Origin of the sequence: Neorhizobium tomejilense, from assembly GCF_964254135.1 — a bacterium.
GTDB lineage: Bacteria > Pseudomonadota > Alphaproteobacteria > Rhizobiales > Rhizobiaceae > Neorhizobium > Neorhizobium tomejilense.
In genome coordinates this window covers 199463-216499 of the sequence record NZ_CAXUSO020000002.1, presented here as the reverse complement: position 1 = coordinate 216499, position 17037 = coordinate 199463, and the positions used below count along the sequence as shown (strand labels likewise).

The 17037-nt window shown below is 60.1% G+C and carries 15 protein-coding genes and 1 pseudogene; 7 read left to right on the top strand and 9 right to left on the bottom strand.

Features of this window, described 5'->3' with window-relative positions; all coding sequences use genetic code 11:
* Positions 1-9: 9 nt before the first annotated feature.
* Positions 10-1518, bottom strand: a complete 1509-nt coding sequence (locus ACSQ3G_RS23825) for an ABC transporter substrate-binding protein (protein WP_436111943.1) — start codon at positions 1516-1518, stop codon at positions 10-12.
* A gap of 170 nt (positions 1519-1688) precedes the next feature.
* Between ACSQ3G_RS23825 and ACSQ3G_RS23820 the strand changes: the two genes are divergently transcribed.
* Both ACSQ3G_RS23820 and ACSQ3G_RS23815 read left to right on the top strand, forming a co-directional pair.
* Positions 1689-2609: a LysR family transcriptional regulator gene (locus tag ACSQ3G_RS23820; protein ID WP_436111942.1), complete on the top strand. Its 921-nt coding sequence runs from the start codon at positions 1689-1691 to the stop codon at positions 2607-2609.
* A gap of 337 nt (positions 2610-2946) precedes the next feature.
* Positions 2947-3573: a hypothetical protein gene (locus tag ACSQ3G_RS23815; RefSeq protein WP_436113180.1), complete on the top strand. Its 627-nt coding sequence runs from the start codon at positions 2947-2949 to the stop codon at positions 3571-3573.
* Positions 3574-3858: 285 nt separating this feature from the next.
* Here the strand turns inward: ACSQ3G_RS23815 and ACSQ3G_RS23810 are convergent, their stop codons facing one another.
* Both ACSQ3G_RS23810 and ACSQ3G_RS23805 read right to left on the bottom strand, forming a co-directional pair.
* On the bottom strand, positions 3859-4161 hold the full coding sequence (locus tag ACSQ3G_RS23810) for a helix-turn-helix domain-containing protein (RefSeq protein ID WP_037068639.1): 303 nt from the start codon (positions 4159-4161) through the stop codon (positions 3859-3861).
* The gene (locus ACSQ3G_RS23805) at positions 4133-4528 is read right to left on the bottom strand and encodes a type II toxin-antitoxin system RelE/ParE family toxin (protein ID WP_436113179.1); all 396 of its coding nucleotides are present in this window, start codon (positions 4526-4528) and stop codon (positions 4133-4135) included. Before ACSQ3G_RS23805 ends, ACSQ3G_RS23810 begins: the two co-directional genes overlap by 29 nt.
* Positions 4529-5035: 507 nt before the next feature.
* On the opposite strand from ACSQ3G_RS23805, the pseudogene ACSQ3G_RS23800 reads away from it, so the two are divergent.
* Positions 5036-5098 (top strand): annotated as a pseudogene (locus tag ACSQ3G_RS23800) (hypothetical protein); the annotation flags it as partial.
* 69 nt (positions 5099-5167) lie between these two features.
* A complete protein-coding gene (locus ACSQ3G_RS23795; protein WP_436111941.1) occupies positions 5168-5977 on the top strand; it encodes an IS1595 family transposase in 810 nt (269 codons plus the stop codon).
* Here ACSQ3G_RS23795 and ACSQ3G_RS23790 read toward each other — a convergent pair.
* Entirely contained in the window at positions 5974-6435 is a 462-nt protein-coding gene (locus tag ACSQ3G_RS23790; protein ID WP_436111940.1) for a hypothetical protein, read from the bottom strand. The genes ACSQ3G_RS23795 and ACSQ3G_RS23790 overlap by 4 nt on opposite strands.
* Before the next feature lie 491 nt (positions 6436-6926).
* Here ACSQ3G_RS23790 and ACSQ3G_RS23785 point away from each other — a divergent pair, with 491 nt between their 5' ends.
* Positions 6927-8450 (top strand): sulfatase family protein, encoded by a 1524-nt coding sequence (locus ACSQ3G_RS23785; RefSeq protein ID WP_436111939.1) that lies wholly within the window; start codon positions 6927-6929, stop codon positions 8448-8450.
* 9 nt (positions 8451-8459) lie between these two features.
* Here ACSQ3G_RS23785 and iolB read toward each other — a convergent pair whose 3' ends face one another.
* From iolB to ACSQ3G_RS23760, 5 genes are all read right to left on the bottom strand, one after another.
* Complete coding sequence (iolB, locus tag ACSQ3G_RS23780; RefSeq protein ID WP_436111938.1) at positions 8460-9269, bottom strand: 5-deoxy-glucuronate isomerase; 810 nt, start codon at positions 9267-9269, stop codon at positions 8460-8462.
* Positions 9266-10177: a myo-inosose-2 dehydratase gene (gene iolE, locus ACSQ3G_RS23775; RefSeq protein WP_436111937.1), complete on the bottom strand. Its 912-nt coding sequence runs from the start codon at positions 10175-10177 to the stop codon at positions 9266-9268. The genes iolB and iolE overlap by 4 nt, the downstream gene beginning before the upstream one ends.
* A 1-nt stretch (position 10178) precedes the next feature.
* Entirely contained in the window at positions 10179-12002 is a 1824-nt protein-coding gene (gene iolD, locus ACSQ3G_RS23770; RefSeq protein WP_436111936.1) for a 3D-(3,5/4)-trihydroxycyclohexane-1,2-dione acylhydrolase (decyclizing), read from the bottom strand.
* Positions 11999-13927 carry a bifunctional 5-dehydro-2-deoxygluconokinase/5-dehydro-2-deoxyphosphogluconate aldolase gene (locus tag ACSQ3G_RS23765; RefSeq protein ID WP_436111935.1) on the bottom strand — a complete coding sequence of 643 codons (1929 nt, stop codon included), beginning with the start codon at positions 13925-13927 and terminating at the stop codon, positions 11999-12001. The genes iolD and ACSQ3G_RS23765 overlap by 4 nt, the downstream gene beginning before the upstream one ends.
* 99 nt (positions 13928-14026) lie before the next feature.
* Positions 14027-14848: a MurR/RpiR family transcriptional regulator gene (locus ACSQ3G_RS23760; protein ID WP_436111934.1), complete on the bottom strand. Its 822-nt coding sequence runs from the start codon at positions 14846-14848 to the stop codon at positions 14027-14029.
* Positions 14849-15026: 178 nt separating this feature from the next.
* Here ACSQ3G_RS23760 and iolG point away from each other — a divergent pair, with 178 nt between their 5' ends.
* Both iolG and ACSQ3G_RS23750 read left to right on the top strand, forming a co-directional pair.
* Entirely contained in the window at positions 15027-16022 is a 996-nt protein-coding gene (gene iolG / locus ACSQ3G_RS23755) for an inositol 2-dehydrogenase (protein ID WP_436111933.1), read from the top strand.
* A gap of 146 nt (positions 16023-16168) precedes the next feature.
* Entirely contained in the window at positions 16169-17035 is an 867-nt protein-coding gene (locus ACSQ3G_RS23750) for an inositol monophosphatase family protein (RefSeq protein ID WP_436111932.1), read from the top strand.
* The last annotated feature ends 2 nt before the right edge of the window (positions 17036-17037 follow it).

Below are 17037 nucleotides of genomic sequence, written 5' to 3'. Positions count from 1 at the left end.
CGTCCGAGCTCACTTTGCGGGCGCATAATTGCGCGGCCAAGGCACGATGTTCTGCGCCTGCATCTGGACCTTCACCTGCGCGTTGGAAATGTAGATGCTGTCGATCCGGAACCAGGGCGCAAAGAAGGCATTCTCGACCATGTATCGATTGGCGGCCTGCATCGCGGCATTCTGATCCTTGCCCGGAGGCGTGTACTGGGCGGTCTTCAGGAGAGCCTCCAGCTTTTCGTCCTTTGCCTTGGAGGTATTCCAGGGGGAGTTTGCGAAGGCGAATTTGTTGAAGTCGGCCCAGGGCGACTGGCTGCCCAGACGGAAGAGGAACATCGGGTATTTGCCAGACAGCAATTCGGCGATCGTGACGTTCGGCGGAACTTTCACCCAGCTGACGGTGACGCCGATATCCTTGAGCTGCTGGGTGATGATCGGGGTGTAGGGAGCAAGCGTGCCGATGTCCGGCATCGTGACGCTGAAGCCGTTCGGATAACCGGCTTCGGCAAGCAGGGCACGGGCCGCCTTCGGGTCATATTGATAGGTCCCGTCAAGCGACGGATCAAATGCCTCGCTCGGCGGGACGAAAGGCTGATCCGTGACCTCGCCATAACCCCGGGCGACGAATTTCAGGATCGCTTTTTCGTCGAAGGCCATATTGAGCGCGCGCCGGACCCGGACGTCGGACAGCGCCTTCACCATTTTGCCGTCGCGGTCGGAGAGAAACAGGCCCAGCCAGTCCACGGGCAGTCTGGAGACCGTCAGCTTGCTCGCCTCGGCCTCGGTGACGACCTGCCCTTCGCCCGCGGCGGCATCCACCTGACCGGATTTCAGTGCATTCATCCGCGCGCTGAGATCGTTGATCGGCGTCATCGTCATGGTTTCGAACGGGAAGGCGCTGGCGTTCCAATAATCCGGATTGCGCTTGTAGACGTATTGCCGTCCGGTCACCGAGCGCGCGGTGTCGTAGACGTAGGGCCCGGAACCGATCGGGAGCATTTTGGAATCGGCCTGGCCGAGCGTCGCGGGGCTCGCCATAGCGCCGCCGACGGTCGCCAGATTGAAGAGCATGCCCGGATCCGGCTCCTTGAGATGCAGCTTTACCTCGGCGGGGCCGACGATCTCGACATTCTTGATGGCGCCAGCCATCCAGGTGTTCTGCCCGACGCCATCGCGCAGATATTCGAGGTTTGCCTTCACCGCCTCCGCGTTAAAGGGTGTTCCGTCGGTGAACTTGACGCCTTCGCGCAGCTTGAGCGTCAGCTCCGTGCCCTCGCCGTTGAAGCGCCATTCGGTGGCCAGGTTCGGCATCGTCTTGCCGTCGGGGGCCGTATAGAGCAGCGTGTCGAAAACCGGCATCCAGTATTGGGCGCGATGGCCGATGGAAAGGCCGGCACGGTCGAAGGTGTCGTTATCCAGAATGCCGGCCAGCGCGAGCGTTTCGGGATTGTTCCCGACCTCTGCTTGGGCGACTGGCGGCACGGATAAAAAAGCCGCCGTCAAGGCGGACAAAATCAATCGGTTTCGCATGCTCTCCTCCCCGAGAGCCTGACTTGCCCGCTCCCCGGCCAGACAGGCTGCATGTAGCGAATAAGATTCTGCCAGATACATATTCTTGGCGTTTCGAAGCCATACCAGTTGAGGCAATGCACGGAAAATGCAATTAACGGCGTGACCGATAAACGAAGCTTATCACTGCCATGCTTGATCAGATCACCCACCTCTTCCGTCTTCAGGCGATCGTGGAGGAAGGCAGCCTCCGCCGGGCCGCCGAGCGGCTGAACCTCACGCAACCCGCTTTGTCTCGATCTCTCGCCCAATTGGAGGCCCATTTCGGGCGGCCGCTTCTGGAGCGGCACGCTCGCGGTGTCCGTCCGACGCTGTTCGGCGAGAGGGTCTTGTCGGAATCGCTGCGGATGATGCGCCACTGGGAAGTGGCCGAACAGGAGCTGATGTCCGACAGGGCAATAGGCAAGGCCTATCTGCGGATCGGCGCCGGACCGATGTGGCGCCCCGCAATCCTGCCGGAGCTGCTCGTCGACATGCAGCGGCGGTTCCCCAAGATCGTGTTCGAGCTCAGGAACAGCCGTTATGCGACCTCGATCACCGATCTCCTGGAGGGACGCCTCGACATGCTGTTCACGGGAATGACGGTCGATGATCCGCAAGACTTCCGCCTTGTTGCACTTCCGCTGACGAAAGTGATCAACAATGTCATGGCCCGCGAGGATCACCCGATCTTCGCCGCACGCGATGCGGCGGGCGCGGTTCCGCCGGAGCGCCTGCTCGATTATCCCTGGCTCGTGCATTCCGAGCTACCGATCTATCAGGCCACCACCCAGCATGGTCTTTTCGAGCGGCTGGGACGGGAGCCCGATATCCGGTTGAGCTGCGAGAGCCTGCATTCGACATTGTCCATCCTTCAGCGGAGCGATTGCCTCTGCCTGCTGCCCGATGCGGCCGTGCTTGCGACCTCCTGCCCGCGCATCGTCCCGGTGCCGGTCAATCTCAGTTACAGGCACACGCGGACGGGGGTGATCTATCGCGAAGAACTCGGCGACTGGGCTCCGGTGCGCCAGCTGATCGCACTCTGCAGGGAGCTCTTTCATCTCGATAACTGACTACGCTCTCTTGAATCGTCGCCAGGCACCTTACCATGCATTCATTTCGCTTGCTTTTTTGGGTCTCCGTCCAGTCGGCGTGGGTCGTTCGCTCCGTGAGTTTGTCCGAAAATAATCATAAGTCGAAGGTGATGGCGCGTGTCAGGTCACCAAGTCGAGGTGCTGAACGTCGGATTTTCGATGGAAGCGCGAGTTGCGTCCTGCGAAGACGCGTGATCTTCCCCTGAGCATTGACATCCCCGCGCTTACGATGACCCCTGAAGCGTCATCATTCGCCGAATGGCTCGCTGACGCAACGAACGTTGATGTGACTGGATGTGAAACCCATCTAAGCTTCATGCCGAAGCACGAAAAGAACGAGATCGAGTTCCTCAGGACATGGACACTGACGCCCGCAGCGACGCTGGGGTCGTCAGTCCGTGCGAAAGGGATACTTCTCGAGATGCGAGCTCGGCTCCCGGTTCCATCGAAGAAGTCGCTCATACTCGAAGGAAATGAGCTGATCCTGTCGATGTCCGCGAACGCGAAGACCGAGTTTCAAGCCGCCTCGACCATTGTCTCCAGAGCGCTGGAGGACATCGAAACGTTGCCTGTCATCCCGCGCGAGATACAGGACATCTTAGCGATTAAAACGAGCGAGAGACACCGCTGGCTCGCAGACGGTCGGCTGCCCAGTGCGGGAACGCGAACTGTCAAGTTGCGTGGCCGGGCTAAAAAGATCACGTTCCACGTCTTTGATCCCAAGGTTGTCGAAGACATTCTCGACCGGGGTTTTGTTGAGGAATGGCGGGAGAATGACGCGACAGCGGCAGCCGAAAACAGGCGACGTGCCGCATACAAGGCGAAACTCACGCGTTTGTTGAAGCAGCGCGCAACAACCCCGCCGCCTACGCAGGCGGTTTCCGACAAGGCTTCAAACCTCTCCGGATGGGATGAGTTTGGACGGGATGGGTTCCTTCGTTAGCGTTGGTAAGCGGGGACGAACAGGGTGGCGACGAGGATGGTGCGATGGCCGAGAAGCCGATGTCGCGGCATCGCGGCGCCGTGGGCGTGGCAGGAATGATGATGGTGGGGAGGGAGAGGTAGGAGCGCGTTCTTCTTTGAGAATTTTCGTTTGCGGGTCGCCACGGTGCACAAAGAGCCAGTTTTCCGGCATTATGGAGCAAGTGCCACAAACACTTATGTTGTATCCCCTAATAGAAAATGCCCGCACAGGGGCGGGCATTTAATCAAGGAACTGGTTGACATCCTAGCGAAGGATATCCAGCCCTTTACGCTCAACAAGATCGAGAATCTTGATAGCTGTGCTGTTTGGTTTTTTGCTTCCCTGCTCCCACGCGGCAACAGTAATTTTCTTAACGTTGATGAAGCTAGCAAATACAGCTTGGCTTGCCTTCGTCCCTGCTCTGATTTTCTTGATCTCATCGGGAGAATAATCACGCAAAGGAGGGAGGCAAAGCGCGTCGAACTCTCTCATCGTCATGTCGTCGACGAAACCTGCTTCGTGCAGTCGTTCAGCAGACTTATGTACGTTCTTCAGTATCCGGCTCATTGCACTCAATCTCCAGTATGGTGTTCTTTTTAATCATCTCAGCGAGTTTCTTGTCGTCAGCGCCCATGTAGACATCGCATAGCTTTCGAAGGGCGGCCTTCTCGTTCCTCTTGATGTTATCAGTCTCGTTCTTCGCGAAACCGTGAACAAAAATGAGCCTGTCAGCTTGCCGATGGCCAACGATGGTCCGATAACTTCCTGACTTGCCTCGGCCCGGCGCAGCAACCCGTTTCTTTAGAAGAAAGCCGCCGAGGCGGGCCTCGACGAGGCCGTCCTCGATCTCTTTTGCGGCCACACACAGCATCTCATCCGTTACGCCGTATTCGATGGCCCAGTTGTTAAACTCCACATCCTTCAAAACTCTCACTGGCAATTTATATATCACTCCGTAATACAGACATCAAGACGGTTATCGCAATAATCTCTCATGGTACTCGTGGTGGCCACCGCATCCTTGAGTTGATTTCTGGCCCTGAACATAAATATTCCTCGAAGCTTTGCAATCGAAACACCTCTCAAAAGTGGTGCGCCAAAGCGTCGATTCGACTCTTAATCCACTTTCTGCTACCCGAAGCGTTATGTTGAGATCGATACGAATAGAGCGCTGACCTTTTGTTTCCGTCCTTCCGACGGAGCAGTCCGCCTATGTCCTGCGTATCGACCGGAAACCTGAGCATGCTCCAGAAGCGAATTCCCATCCTGAGGCCTAACTCCTACGACCCCTTCTCCGCAGGAGACCGGAGGTTCGAAATACGACCGTTGCGCCTGGCCTGATCCGAAGGAGGGCTTCGGACAGCATCCGCTCCTACGTCCGGATGGCCGTAACCTTGACCCCGAGAAAGTCTGGTCTCTCTCCGAGGACGACGCCTACGGCCTGTTCGTCGGCTTCCGCTGGGCCGACAACGGCGGCAAACCTTATTGTCCGCGCTGCGGCTGCCTGGAGCCGTACAGCGTCCGTCGTCGCCGCTTCAGATGCTCGGAGCCGGAATGCCGCGCCGAGTTCTCGGTGACATCCGGAACGGTATTTGCAAACCGCAAGCTGTCGTTCAAGAAGATCATCATGGCGATCTGGGAGGAGATCACGGCCGCCAAGGGAATGGCGGCGCTCCACCTCTGCCGCAAGCTTAACGTCCAGTACAAGACGGCAAATGTCCTGCTGCAGAAGCTCCGCGAGGCCGTCGGCCTTCGCGGTGATGCCATCAAGCTGCACGGCACGGTGCAGATCGACGGCAAGTACGTCGGAGGCGTCCTCCGCAAATCGAACAAGAAGGAAGAACGCAAGGACGGTCGCAAGAAGGAAAACCAGAACGGCAAGCGCATGTGCGTCCTGGCGCTGAGGGAGGCAAACAAGCATGCCCCGAATAGGACGTTGACACGGGTCATCATGGATGAAAACGGCAAGGATGCTTGGGCAGCCGTCGCCAAGCATGTCGATCCGAAGGCGTTGTTGATCGCCGACGAGCATAAGGCTTACGACGATCTTGTCGGCCTTGTCGCGATGCATCGCGTGAACCACAGCCTGCAGTACCAGGAGGACAACGGGACGAACTCGAACGTCATCGAGAGCTTCTTCAGCCGCGTCGAGAAAGCATACCAAGGTGTCAACCACCGCTTTTCGACGAAGTACCTCGACTGGTACATGGCGATGCTGTCGTGGAAGGAGGACACGCGCTACATGGGGCTGCGGTGGCAACTCGCTGATCTGCTTCGGACAATCACTGCTCGACCGACATCGAGAAACCTCTGCGGATACTGGCAGGGAGCTGCCCAGAATATCAGCGACCAAGTCTGGCTCCAGGGCGAGCCTCCGGACTAACGGCTGATCTCCCATAGGTGGCGACGGCCATCGACGGTTCCAGCATGTTTGACCAGCCCCTGCTTCTGTAGGCCATCGAGCGTTGCCGAGAATCTGCTCGCTAACGCGGTTTCCAGTCGTTCCGCTTCCTCGCCAAGTTCTACATCAGCAGCGAACTGTCTCGCGATTTCGGAGCTGGATGTCGGCCTATCCGCGCGTCTCAGAATATCGAGGACGACGTGACGGTTGTTCTTCTCCTTCAGAAGCTCGGTGACACGGCTACTCGCCGTTCCCCGTGGCGCTGAACGAGGTCTACGTAGCGCAGCGCTCCCCAAGGTGAAGTCGGGATCGTAGACCCTGATAACTTTCACGAAGGCATCCCTCTGATCTTCGAGATCGCCGATCTCGCGGCGCAGCAGATCGATCTGGGTGTCGATTTCGACCAGCTTCGATTTCAATCCGGCGACGATTTCAACCATACGCAACACTCCTGAGGCACCCTCAGGAGATAGCATCAGTCCTCATCTCGTTCTTGTGGCAACTGCTCCATAATGCCGCAGTTTTCAAAGAGGCGGTCCCTCTTCGCGAGGGCTTCAGAAGGTCAGGCTCTGGGTTCTGCCCAGAGCTTCTGCTCCACCGGAAAGCTACGCAGAATCTCGGCCCGTGCGGGTGACGGTCCTTCGCGCAGAGCGGGCTGTGTAAACGCAATCAAAATTTTTGATTTCATTGTGAAATTCTCGATCTTCGCATAAAAAACTTGTTATTTCACGACCGAAAAAACTTGCAAATGAGCAGCATAATTGACTCCACCGGAGACCGGGCCCAGCGATCAATAGTGATCAGTTTTCAGCATCGCTTGCTTCTGAAATTGCATTATTGGCGCATGACCTGACGCTGTATCCTTTACCGAAGCGGACGAGGTCGATGGTTGCGATCATCCATCTTCCTGCCGCATGCGAGGGAGGAAGACTTGCGACCGAATATCCTTTTCATCATGTCGGATGACCATGCCGCGCGGGCGATCTCGGCCTATGGCGCAGGTCTCAACCACACCCCCAATCTCGACCGGCTCGCAAAGGAGGGGGTGAGACATGACGCGACCTATGTGACGAATTCGATCTGCACGCCGTCGAGGGCTGCGATCCTGACCGGCACGCACAACCACGTCAATGGCGTCACGACGCTGGTGACCCACATGAACAATCGTCTTCCCAACGTGGCCAAGCTTTTGAAAGCGGCAGGCTACCGCACCGGCATCTTCGGCAAATGGCATCTCGGCGAAGGGCCTCTCCACGAGCCGAAGGGGTTCGATGACTGGGCCGTCGTTCCCGGGCAGGGCGACTACTGGGACCCGGCCTTCATAGATCGCGATGGCCGGCGGCGAATTCCGGGCTATGTCACCGATATCATCACCGACAAATCGATCGATTTCATCGAACAAGGCGATGGCCGCCCCTTCTTCCTGATGTGCCACCACAAGGCGCCTCATCGTAATTTCGTGCCCGACCACAAACACAATCATCTCTGGTCGGAAGAGGATCTTCCGCTGCCGTCGACGTTCAACGACGATTATTCCGGCCGGGCGGCGGCGGCCGCCGCTGCCCGCATGCGCGTTCGGTCCGACCTCAACTGGGAGGATCTCGGGTTGGTGCAGCCTGAGGGGCCGGCCACTGTCGCGGGCGAGCTGATGCTGGATCAGATCCAGGTTCGCCGCGTGCCGGAACTTAAAAGTGGCGAAAGCATCACCGTGGTATGCGCGTCGACCGGCCGGAATTACACCTTCACCGACCCACAGGCTTTCGCGGAATTCAAATACCAGCGTTACATGAAGCGCTACCTTCGGACGGTTCAATCGATCGACGACAATGTCGGCCGCCTGCTCGACTACCTCGACGAAAAAGGCCTGACCGAGAACACGCTGGTGATCTACACCTCCGACCAGGGCTTCTTCCTTGGTGAGCACGGCTGGTTCGACAAGCGTTTCATGTATGAGGAAAGTCTGCAGATGCCGTTTTTGGCGCGTTACCCGGCGGCGATCCCGGCCGGCACGACCAGTGGCGACCTCGCCTGCAACGTCGATTTTGCGCCCACCTTCCTGGACTATGCCGAGGTGCGGACGCCTTCCTTCATGCAGGGGCGGTCGATGCGACCGGTGCTGGAGGGGCGGACCCCGGACGACTGGCAGCAATTGGTGTACCATCGCTATTGGATGCACAACGATGCCATCCACGGCGCCTGGGCGCATTACGGGGTACGCGACGCCCGCTACAAGCTCATCTACTGGTACAATGACGATCTGGGACAGCCAGGCGCCAGACCGAATGGCGCCCCCCCGGAATGGGAATTATTCGACTGCGTGGAAGATCCGCACGAGTTGCGGAACATCGCCGACGATCCGGCCTATGCGGGGATTTTCCGCGAGATGCTCGACAAGCTCGACACCCAGATGGCCGAGATCGGCGACATCGCCGAGCATCCCAGGGAACTGATTTAGGCAACCGGCTTAGGGATTGTCCCTTCTGAAGATCCAGTCGTGGTCCGGGTGGTTCTTGAACCGCCATTTGCGGATCGGGCCGGCCATGACGTTCAGATAATACATCTCGTAGCCATAGGGCGCGCCGCAGGGATGATGGCCCTTCGGCACCAGCACGAGATCGTGGTCGGAGACGGCCATGGTCTCGTCAAGCGAGCCGTCTTCGGTGAAGACCCGCTGGAACCCGAACCCCTGCGCCGGGTTCAGCCGGTGGTAATAGGTCTCTTCCAGATAGGTCATGTCGGGGAAATTGTCCTCGTCGTGCCGGTGCGGCGGGTAGGAGGACCAATTGCCCGCCGGCGTGAACACCTCGGTGACCAGAAGGCTGTCGGCGACGTCACGCTCTTCCATGGCGATCGGGAAGATGTAGCGGGTATTCGCATCCCTGCCGCGGGTATTGAGGGAAAGCCCTTCCGGCCCGATCACCGCTGCTTCGCGCCCGGGCTTGGCCGGCGCGGTGCAGACAGCGAGCGTGCATTCGGTGGTCGCCTTGGCGCTCCAGTCGGAACCAGCGGGCACATAAACGCAGTGCGGCGGCTTGCGCTCGAAGACGTTCATCCGGTCGCCGAGTTCGCCGAAAGCCTTGCCGCCTCCGGAGATATCCGCCCTGCCCTCGACCAGCACGAGGATGACTTCCGTCTCGCCTGTCTTTTCGGCAGCGCTCTCCCCCGGCTTCAGGCGATAGAGGCCAAAGCCGACATAACCCCAGCCGGCATCCTTCGGCGTTACGTCATGCACCTTGCCGGATGCGCCCTTCGGCTTGCGCAGCAGGTTCGTCATGGGTTGCCCCTCCCCTTGTCGAGTCCGGCGGCTTGCGCCATCGCCTTCAGCGAGGAAAGACCCATGCTCTGGTATTCGAAGGGATTGCGCACGTCCGGATCCTGTTCGGCTTCGATCACCAGCCAGCCCTCATAACCATGCTCGGCGGCGATTTTCAGCACCGGGGGGAAACTGACGCCGCCTTCCTTGTCGCCCGGGACGGTGAAGACGCCACGGCGGACGCCTTCGAGGAAAGAGAGACCTTCGTTCCGTACCTGCGCGGCGATGTCGGGCCGCACGTTCTTGGCGTGGATATGGCCGACGCGGGCCATATGGTTTTTTGCGGCGCGCTCGGGATTGCCGCCGCCGAACAGGCAATGGCCCGTATCGAGCAGAAGTTTCGCATGCGGGCCGGTATGGGCCATCAACCTGTCGATCTCGTCTTCGTTCTCGACAATCGTGCCCATGTGGTGGTGGTAGACGAGGCTGATGCCCTGCCCGGCCGCAAACTCCGCCAGCGCCTCGACGCCGGCGCCGAAGGGTTTCCACTCGCTGTCAGGGAGTTTCGGACGGTCGTTGACGGCCTTGCCGTCGTCACCATGGATGGCGTTCGACGTCTCGCAGACGATGACGACTTTCGAACCCATCGCCTTGAGGAGGTCGAGCGCCGGCTGCATCGCTTGTTTCTCGTCCTCGACGGAATTGACGAGCAGGTTCAGCGAATGCCAGCCGGAAACATAGCGCAGCCCGCGCGGCTCCAGCACGGCCTTCAATGCCCCCGGTTCCTGCGGGAACTTGTGTCCCTTCTCGATGCCGTCGAAACCGATCTTCGCGGTCTCGTCGAGGCACTGGTCAAGGCTGATATGGGCGCCGAGCGAGCGGTCGTCATCGTTCGACCAGGCGATGGGGTTGGTACCGTAGAGGATCATGTCAGCGTCTTTCCTTGAGTGCCGCCTCGTAGGCGGCGCGGGCTTGCGTGACTTCAGCGCGGTCCGAGACCTCCGGCACCGCGACGTCCCACCAGTATCCCCCGCCTTCGGGCGTCGGGTAGGGATCCGTATCAATGACGATCACGGTCGAGACTTTGGCTTCCCGCGCGCCGTTCAATGCCGCTTCCAGGTCGGCGATCGAGGAGACCTTGCGGGCATCGGCGCCCATCGCGGCGGCGTGGGCTACGAAATCGATCTGCATCGGGTTCGCCTGGTTGGTGTGCGCATAGAGATTGTTGAACTGCTCGCCGCCGGTCGCCATCTGCAGCCGGTTGATGCAGCCATAGCCGCGGTTGTCGGTGATCACGACGGTGATCTTGACGCCCATGGCGACGGCCGTCGCAAGCTCGGAGTTCATCATCATGTAGGAACCGTCGCCGACCATGACGATCACGTCACGATCCGGTTCCGCCATTTTGATGCCGAGCCCGCCGGCGATCTCGTAGCCCATGCAGGAGAAGCCGTATTCCATATGGTAGGAGAGCGGCCTGCCCGCCTTCCAGAGCTGGTGCAGCTCGCCCGGCATGGTGCCGGCGGCGCACATCACGACCGTATTGTCGCGCGAGGCGCGTTGCACGGCGCCGATCACCTGCATGTCGGTCGGCAGCAGATTGCCGTCATTGGGGGCAGCGGTGACTGCATCCGCATTGGCGAACCAATCCTCCTTGAGGCCGGCCTCCGCTCCCCGGAAACGGTGATCGCCGAGCGCCGCACTGATCAGCTCCAGCCCGACCTTCGCGTCCGAGACGAGCGGGATCGCTTCGTGCTTGGCGCTGTCATAGGGTTGGACATTGAGCGACAGGATACGGCGCGCGGGATTCTTGAAGAGCGCCCAGGAGCCGGTGGTGAAATCCTGGAACCGGGTGCCGACGCCAATCACCAGATCGGCGTTTTCGCAAACGGCATTGGCGCTCGAAGCGCCGGTCACGCCGACCGGGCCGAAATTGGATGCATGGTCCCAGGGCAGCGCCGACTTGCCGGCCTGCGTCTCGACGACCGGGATATTGTGCCGGCTCGCAAACGCCGCGAGCGTGCCGGTCGCGCCGGAAAAATGCACGCCGCCGCCGGCGACGACGACCGGGTTCTTTGCCGCCCTGATAGCCTCGATAGCACGCCCAAGCTCGTTCTCATCCGGCCGCGGCCGGCGCCAATGCCAGGTCTTCGGCTCGAAGAAGCTCTCCGGATAATCATAGGCTTCCGCCTGTGTGTCCTGGCAGAAGGCCAATGTCACCGGTCCGCAATCGGCCGGATCCGTCAGGGTCCGCATGGCGCGCGGCAGCGCGGTCAGGAGATGTTCCGGCCGGCTGATGCGGTCGAAATAGCGGCTGACCGGCCGGAAGCAGTCGTTGACGCTTGCAAGACCGTCGCCGAAATCCTCGATCTGCTGCAAGACCGGATCCGGGCCGCGGTTGGCGAAGACGTCACCTGGAATGAAAAGCACCGGCAGGCGGTTCACATGCGCCAGTGCCGCCGCCGTCACCATGTTGAGCGCGCCCGGTCCGATCGAGGAGGTCACCGCCATCGCTCTGCTGCGGCGAAGCTGTTTCGAATAGGCGATCGCCGCATGCGCCATCGACTGCTCGTTTTGGCCGCGATAGGTCGGCAGGTCCGGCCGGATGCCCGCCAGCGCCTCGCCCATGCCGGCGACATTGCCATGCCCAAAGATCGCCCAGACGCCGGCGATGAAGGACACGCCCTCCTCCGTCATCTGGTTTGCGAGATAGCGCACCATCGCCTGCGCAGCGGTCAGTCTCACTGTTGTCATTGGCCGTTTCCTCCTCCGCTGCCGGCTCTTGCGCGTGCCGTGTCCCAGGCCGTGCAGAGTTCGCGGTATTTTCGCACCATGTCGGCCACTGCCTCGTCGTCGCCGATCGCACCGGCAAACCAGCGCCGCGCCGCATAGCCAAAAATTGTCCGGCCGACGGCAAAACCCTTTACAAGGTCAAAGCGTGCCGCGGTGGCAAAGCTTTCCTCCAGTTCCGCCATCGGCGCATCGAGCCCGAGCACGACGATACCGCACACATAGGGGTCGTGCTTCTCGATCGCGGCGCAGGCATTCGCCCAGGCGGCCTCGCTCTTCATCGGCTCGAGCTTCCACCAATCGGGATAGACGCCGATCTCGTAGAAACGCTCGACGATATCGGCAACGGTCCGATCGTTGACCGGTCCGACCTTGGAAGGGATCACCTCCAGCAGCATTTCCAGTCGGTTGCGGCGCGTGGCGGCAAACAGGCGCTGGATCACCTCTTCCTGTTTTTCCCGCATCTCGACCGGATCATCGGGATGGTAGAAGCACAGAACCTTGGCGACGTTTTCGACCGGCCATTCCGTGATGCCACCGAAATCGGGGCCAAGCTCGGGCTCCAGGGTCAGCGGGCGCGAGCCCGGCCATTCCACCGGCCGGCCGATCCACAGCCCCGTGCCCGTCGCCTTGTAAAGCGTCTCACGGCCGAGTCGCCCGTCGCAGAGAATGCCGTAGCCCTGCCTGCCGTCCGAGACGTCGAGCGCCGCTTTCAGGCAAAGCGCCTTGAACGCGTCGATCCGCTCCGAACTCTGGCCCGCCTCATCGGCAATGGTTTCGAGCTGCATGCGGTGATCGAAGGCGAAGACCCGCAATTGCGGCCACTCGCCGGTCCGGTTGGTCGACCAGTGCACCTGCTCCAGCGCGCCGTCCTTGCGCAGCGCCCTGTCCCGGATGCCGGTGCGGAAGAAATACTGCAGCTCTTCCCAGCTCGGATAGGCCGGCGTGCAGCCGTGACGCGAGACGGCGAAGGCGCCGCAGGCATTGGCGTATTTCAGCGCCGTCGGCCAGTCCTCGCCGGTGAGCCAGCCCTTCAGCAGGCCTGCCATGAAGCCGTCACCGGCGCCGAGCACGTTGAAGACCTCGATCGGAAATCCCTGCCCCGTCTGGCCTTTGTCGAGGCTGTCGGGAATATCGCCTTCGAAGACGACGGCGCCCATCGGGCCGCGCTTGCAGACCAGCGTCGCCTTGGACACGGCGCGAACCGCTCTCAGTGCCTCGAGCGTATCGGTCGAACCGCCGGCGATATGAAATTCCTCTTCCGTCCCGACCAGCAGGTCGAACAGATGCAGGCTCGATTGCAGCTTTGCCGTCACCTTGCCGGACTCGATGAAGCGGCTTTCGCCTGCCTCATGGCCCGCAAGGCCCCATAGGTTCGGGCGATAGTCGATGTCGAGGGCCGTGCGGGCGCCATTCTCGCGGGCGAGCCGCAGCGCCTTCAGGACGGCAGCCTCGGTGTTCGGGTGGGAAAGATGGGTGCCCGTGGCGCAGACGCAGCCGGCTTCTGCAATAAAGGCCGGATCGATATCGTCTTCGCAAAGCGCCATGTCGGCGCAGTTCTCGCGATAGAAGATCAGCGGAAACTGGTGCTGGTCGCGGATGCCGAGCAGAACGAGCGCCGTCAGGCGCTCCGGATCGGTCTTGACGCCGCGCACGTCGACTTTCTCGCGGATCAGCTGCTCGCGAATGAACCGGCCCATATGCTCGGCCCCGACGCGGGTGATCAGCGCCGATTTCAACCCGAGCCTTGCCGCACCCGCGGCGATGTTCGTCGGCGAGCCGCCGATATATTTGTTGAAGGAGGCCATATCCTCCAGACGCCCGCCGACCTGCACGCCGTAAAGATCAACGGACGAACGGCCGATCGTGATGAGATCCAGTGACGCCAAGATTTCCTCCCTTTCGAGATGGCGCTAGCCTCCGCTAGCATTCCATCAAGATCTAAAATAGATCATAAATTCCATTTTAATAGGGTACAACACAAAAATTCAAGCCAGTTGCGATTTCGCCGTGCCGACACTGACGGCAAGCGCGGTTGCCAGACAGAGCGTCGCGGCAGGGGATCGGAAAGCACCGAAATCGACCTCGGAAACGAGCAGCGTCGTCGGACGAAATTTTGCAAGCGGCCCAATCGCAGAGTCAGTTACGGCGACAATCGGAATCTTGCGAGCTGCCACATCTTCGACAAGCTCCAGTGTCGGTGCCGAATAAGGCGCAAAGGTGAATGCCAGAAGCGCATCACCTTCCCGAATAGCATGCCGATTATCCAGCTTACCGAGCGACGTATGCAGGACCGCGGGAACCTCCATTTTCTCAAAGAGATAGGCAACATATGTCGCCACTGAGAACGAACGTCCCAGCCCGATGATATGAACCATTTTCGCAGCAAGAAGCAGATTGGCGCCTTCATTGAGGGCGGTCGGATCGACTGTGCTTAAAAGACTTTCCATCGACGCTCTGCCGGCCTCCACAAATTCGCCGAGCAGAGCGGACGGGCTTCCTTCCGGTTTTTCCCTCAGATGCTGCAGCCGGGTGGAATAATCAGGCCATCCACCCACATAGGTTTCCCGAAACAGCCGCTGCATTTCGGAAAAGCCGGAAAAGCCGAGAATCTGGCAAAAGCGTATGAAAGCCGAAGGCTGCACCCCCGCCCCTCCCGCCATTTCCGCAACGGTCGAAACAGCGATCCGGTCCTTGTTGGAGGCGACGTAGTCCGCGCATTGGCGCAGGCGTTTCGGCAGGCTTTCAGAGACTTCGAGAAGTCGCTCCTCGAAACCCTTTACATTGGCCGGTGGTGAGAAATCCGCCACACTTTTCTCCTCGATCCCGCTTGACACGAATACAGTGACGATCTAGCAAAATAGAATATATGTTCCAAATTTGCTTTGGACAAGCGATAATGATCGTCGCAGCAACCGAGGAACGGCCCGACAGGATTCGGGCCAGACGCTTGCGATATGATCCGTCGGGTTACCATGGGAGGACAATATGGTCACGAAACTGGCGCTTCTTGGCGCAGGCCGGATCGGCAAGGTACATGCGCGCGCCATCGCGGAAGACAAGCGGGCCAAGCTTGTCGCCGTGGTGGATGCCATGACCGACGCGGCGCAAGCAATTGCCGACAGCACCGGCTGCAAGGTCAGCACGATCGACGCTGTCGAGGCGGACAAGGATATCGACGCGGTCATCATCTGCACCCCCACCAATACCCATGCCGACCTGATCGAGCGTTTTGCCAAGGCCGGCAAGGCCATATTCTGTGAAAAGCCGATCGACCTCGACGTAGACCGCGCCAAAGCCTGCGTCGAGACGGTTCGCAGGACCGGCGCAAAGGTGATGCTCGGTTTCAACCGCCGCTTCGATCCGCATTTCCGCGCGGTGCGACAGGCGATCGACGACGGCAGGATCGGCAAGGTGGAAATGGTGACGATCACCAGCCGCGATCCCGGCCCGCCGCCGGCCGAATATATCCGGGTTTCCGGCGGCATTTTCCGCGACATGACGATCCATGACTTCGACATGGCGCGCTTCCTGCTCGGCGAAGAAGTCCACACGGTCATGGCATCCGGTGCAGTTCTGGTCGATCCGAAGATCGGTGAGCTGGGCGACTATGACAGCGCCAGCCTGATCCTGACCACCAAGAGTGGCCGCCAGGCCATTATCTCGAACTCCCGCCGTGCCAGCTATGGCTATGACCAGCGCATCGAAGTGCACGGTTCGCTCGGCTCGGTCGCTGCGGAAAACCAGCGTCCGGTCTCGATTGAGATCGCCAACGAGGACGGCTACACCCGCCCGCCGCTGCACGATTTCTTCATGACCCGCTACACGGCGGCCTATGCGGCGGAAATTTCCGCCTTCATCGACAGCCTCGAAAAAGGCACTCCGCTTTCGCCTTCAGCAGAGGATGGCGTGATTGCACTAGCGTTGGCCGATGCGGCGTTGCGCGCGGCCAAGGAAGGCAAGGCCGTCGTTATCGGCGAATAACTTCCCGAGTCTCGGCCCCGACACAACGTTCGGGGCCGATCCATTCCGTGCGTCTTCAAATGATTCGGCGGCCGGTAATTTAACTTGCAATCGGATGCACACGCGTGCAAATCTGCACGCGTGTGCATCGAGTTGGACCAATACCAATGTCAGCGAAATCTCCCTATCCAAATGATCTTTCTGGTCGCGCCCTGTTGTGCAAGGACGTGATTTTGGCGGCAGGCGCACTGGTATTGGCGGGCTTTCAGGAAAATGCCGGCCGCGCCTTCTCGATGAAAGGTCCGCAAGACTTTCTTACCGAAACGGACGCTGCCTCCGAAGCGCTGATCCGCAGCGCGATTTCCAGGCATTTTCCGGAGGACGGCTTTCTCGGAGAAGAAGGTGGCGGGAAGGTTACCGATCGGCTCTGGGTCGTCGATCCGATCGACGGCACCGCGAATTTCGCCAGGGGAATTCCCCATTTCTGCATTTCGATTGCCTATGTGGAGAATAACCACTTGGAAATCGGTGCGATCTACAATCCAGCCCAGGACGAACTCTACTTCGCACGCCGTGGCGCCGGTGCGACACTGAATGAGACGGAAATCAGCGTCTCTGCCACAGGAACATTCGATGCGGCTTCGGTCGAAATGGGTTGGTCTGGCCGCGTACCGAACGAAATCTACATTCGGACGATCAGCGAACTTCTCGCACTTGGGACAAATGTCCGGCGAACCGGTTCCGGCGCGATGGCGCTCGCCTATGTGGCCGACGGCCGTTCCGATGCATATATCGAGTTGCACATGAACTCCTGGGACTGTGCTGCCGGGCTTCTGCTGGTCGAGGAAGCCGGCGGTGTCGTTTGTCCGTTCATGGAAATCGGCACTCTCGCCGAGGGCGGTCCCGTACTTGCCTCGACGCGGGCTATCGCCGCTGGCGTAAGCCAGGCAAGCCGAATTCCGCTCGCCGCACCGCATCTCGCGCCAATGACCTCCCGCGCGCCAGAGGCTAACAGGAAAGGGTCGGGAGGCTGAAG

Bases quoted from the DNA above. Each gene is read 5' to 3' on its own strand.
- ACSQ3G_RS23790 (WP_436111940.1), bottom strand. From the start codon at position 6,435: ATGGTTGAAATCGTCGCCGGATTGAAATCGAAGCTGGTCGAAATCGAC.
- iolG (WP_436111933.1), top strand. From the start codon at position 15,027: ATGGTCACGAAACTGGCGCTTCTTGGCGCAGGCCGGATCGGCAAGGTA.
- ACSQ3G_RS23815 (WP_436113180.1), top strand. From the start codon at position 2,947: ATGCCGAAGCACGAAAAGAACGAGATCGAGTTCCTCAGGACATGGACA.
- iolE (WP_436111937.1), bottom strand. From the start codon at position 10,177: ATGATCCTCTACGGTACCAACCCCATCGCCTGGTCGAACGATGACGAC.
- ACSQ3G_RS23810 (WP_037068639.1), bottom strand. From the start codon at position 4,161: ATGAGCCGGATACTGAAGAACGTACATAAGTCTGCTGAACGACTGCAC.
- ACSQ3G_RS23820 (WP_436111942.1), top strand. From the start codon at position 1,689: ATGCTTGATCAGATCACCCACCTCTTCCGTCTTCAGGCGATCGTGGAG.
- iolD (WP_436111936.1), bottom strand. From the start codon at position 12,002: ATGACAACAGTGAGACTGACCGCTGCGCAGGCGATGGTGCGCTATCTC.
- iolB (WP_436111938.1), bottom strand. From the start codon at position 9,269: ATGACGAACCTGCTGCGCAAGCCGAAGGGCGCATCCGGCAAGGTGCAT.
- ACSQ3G_RS23825 (WP_436111943.1), bottom strand. From the start codon at position 1,518: ATGCGAAACCGATTGATTTTGTCCGCCTTGACGGCGGCTTTTTTATCC.
- ACSQ3G_RS23750 (WP_436111932.1), top strand. From the start codon at position 16,169: ATGTCAGCGAAATCTCCCTATCCAAATGATCTTTCTGGTCGCGCCCTG.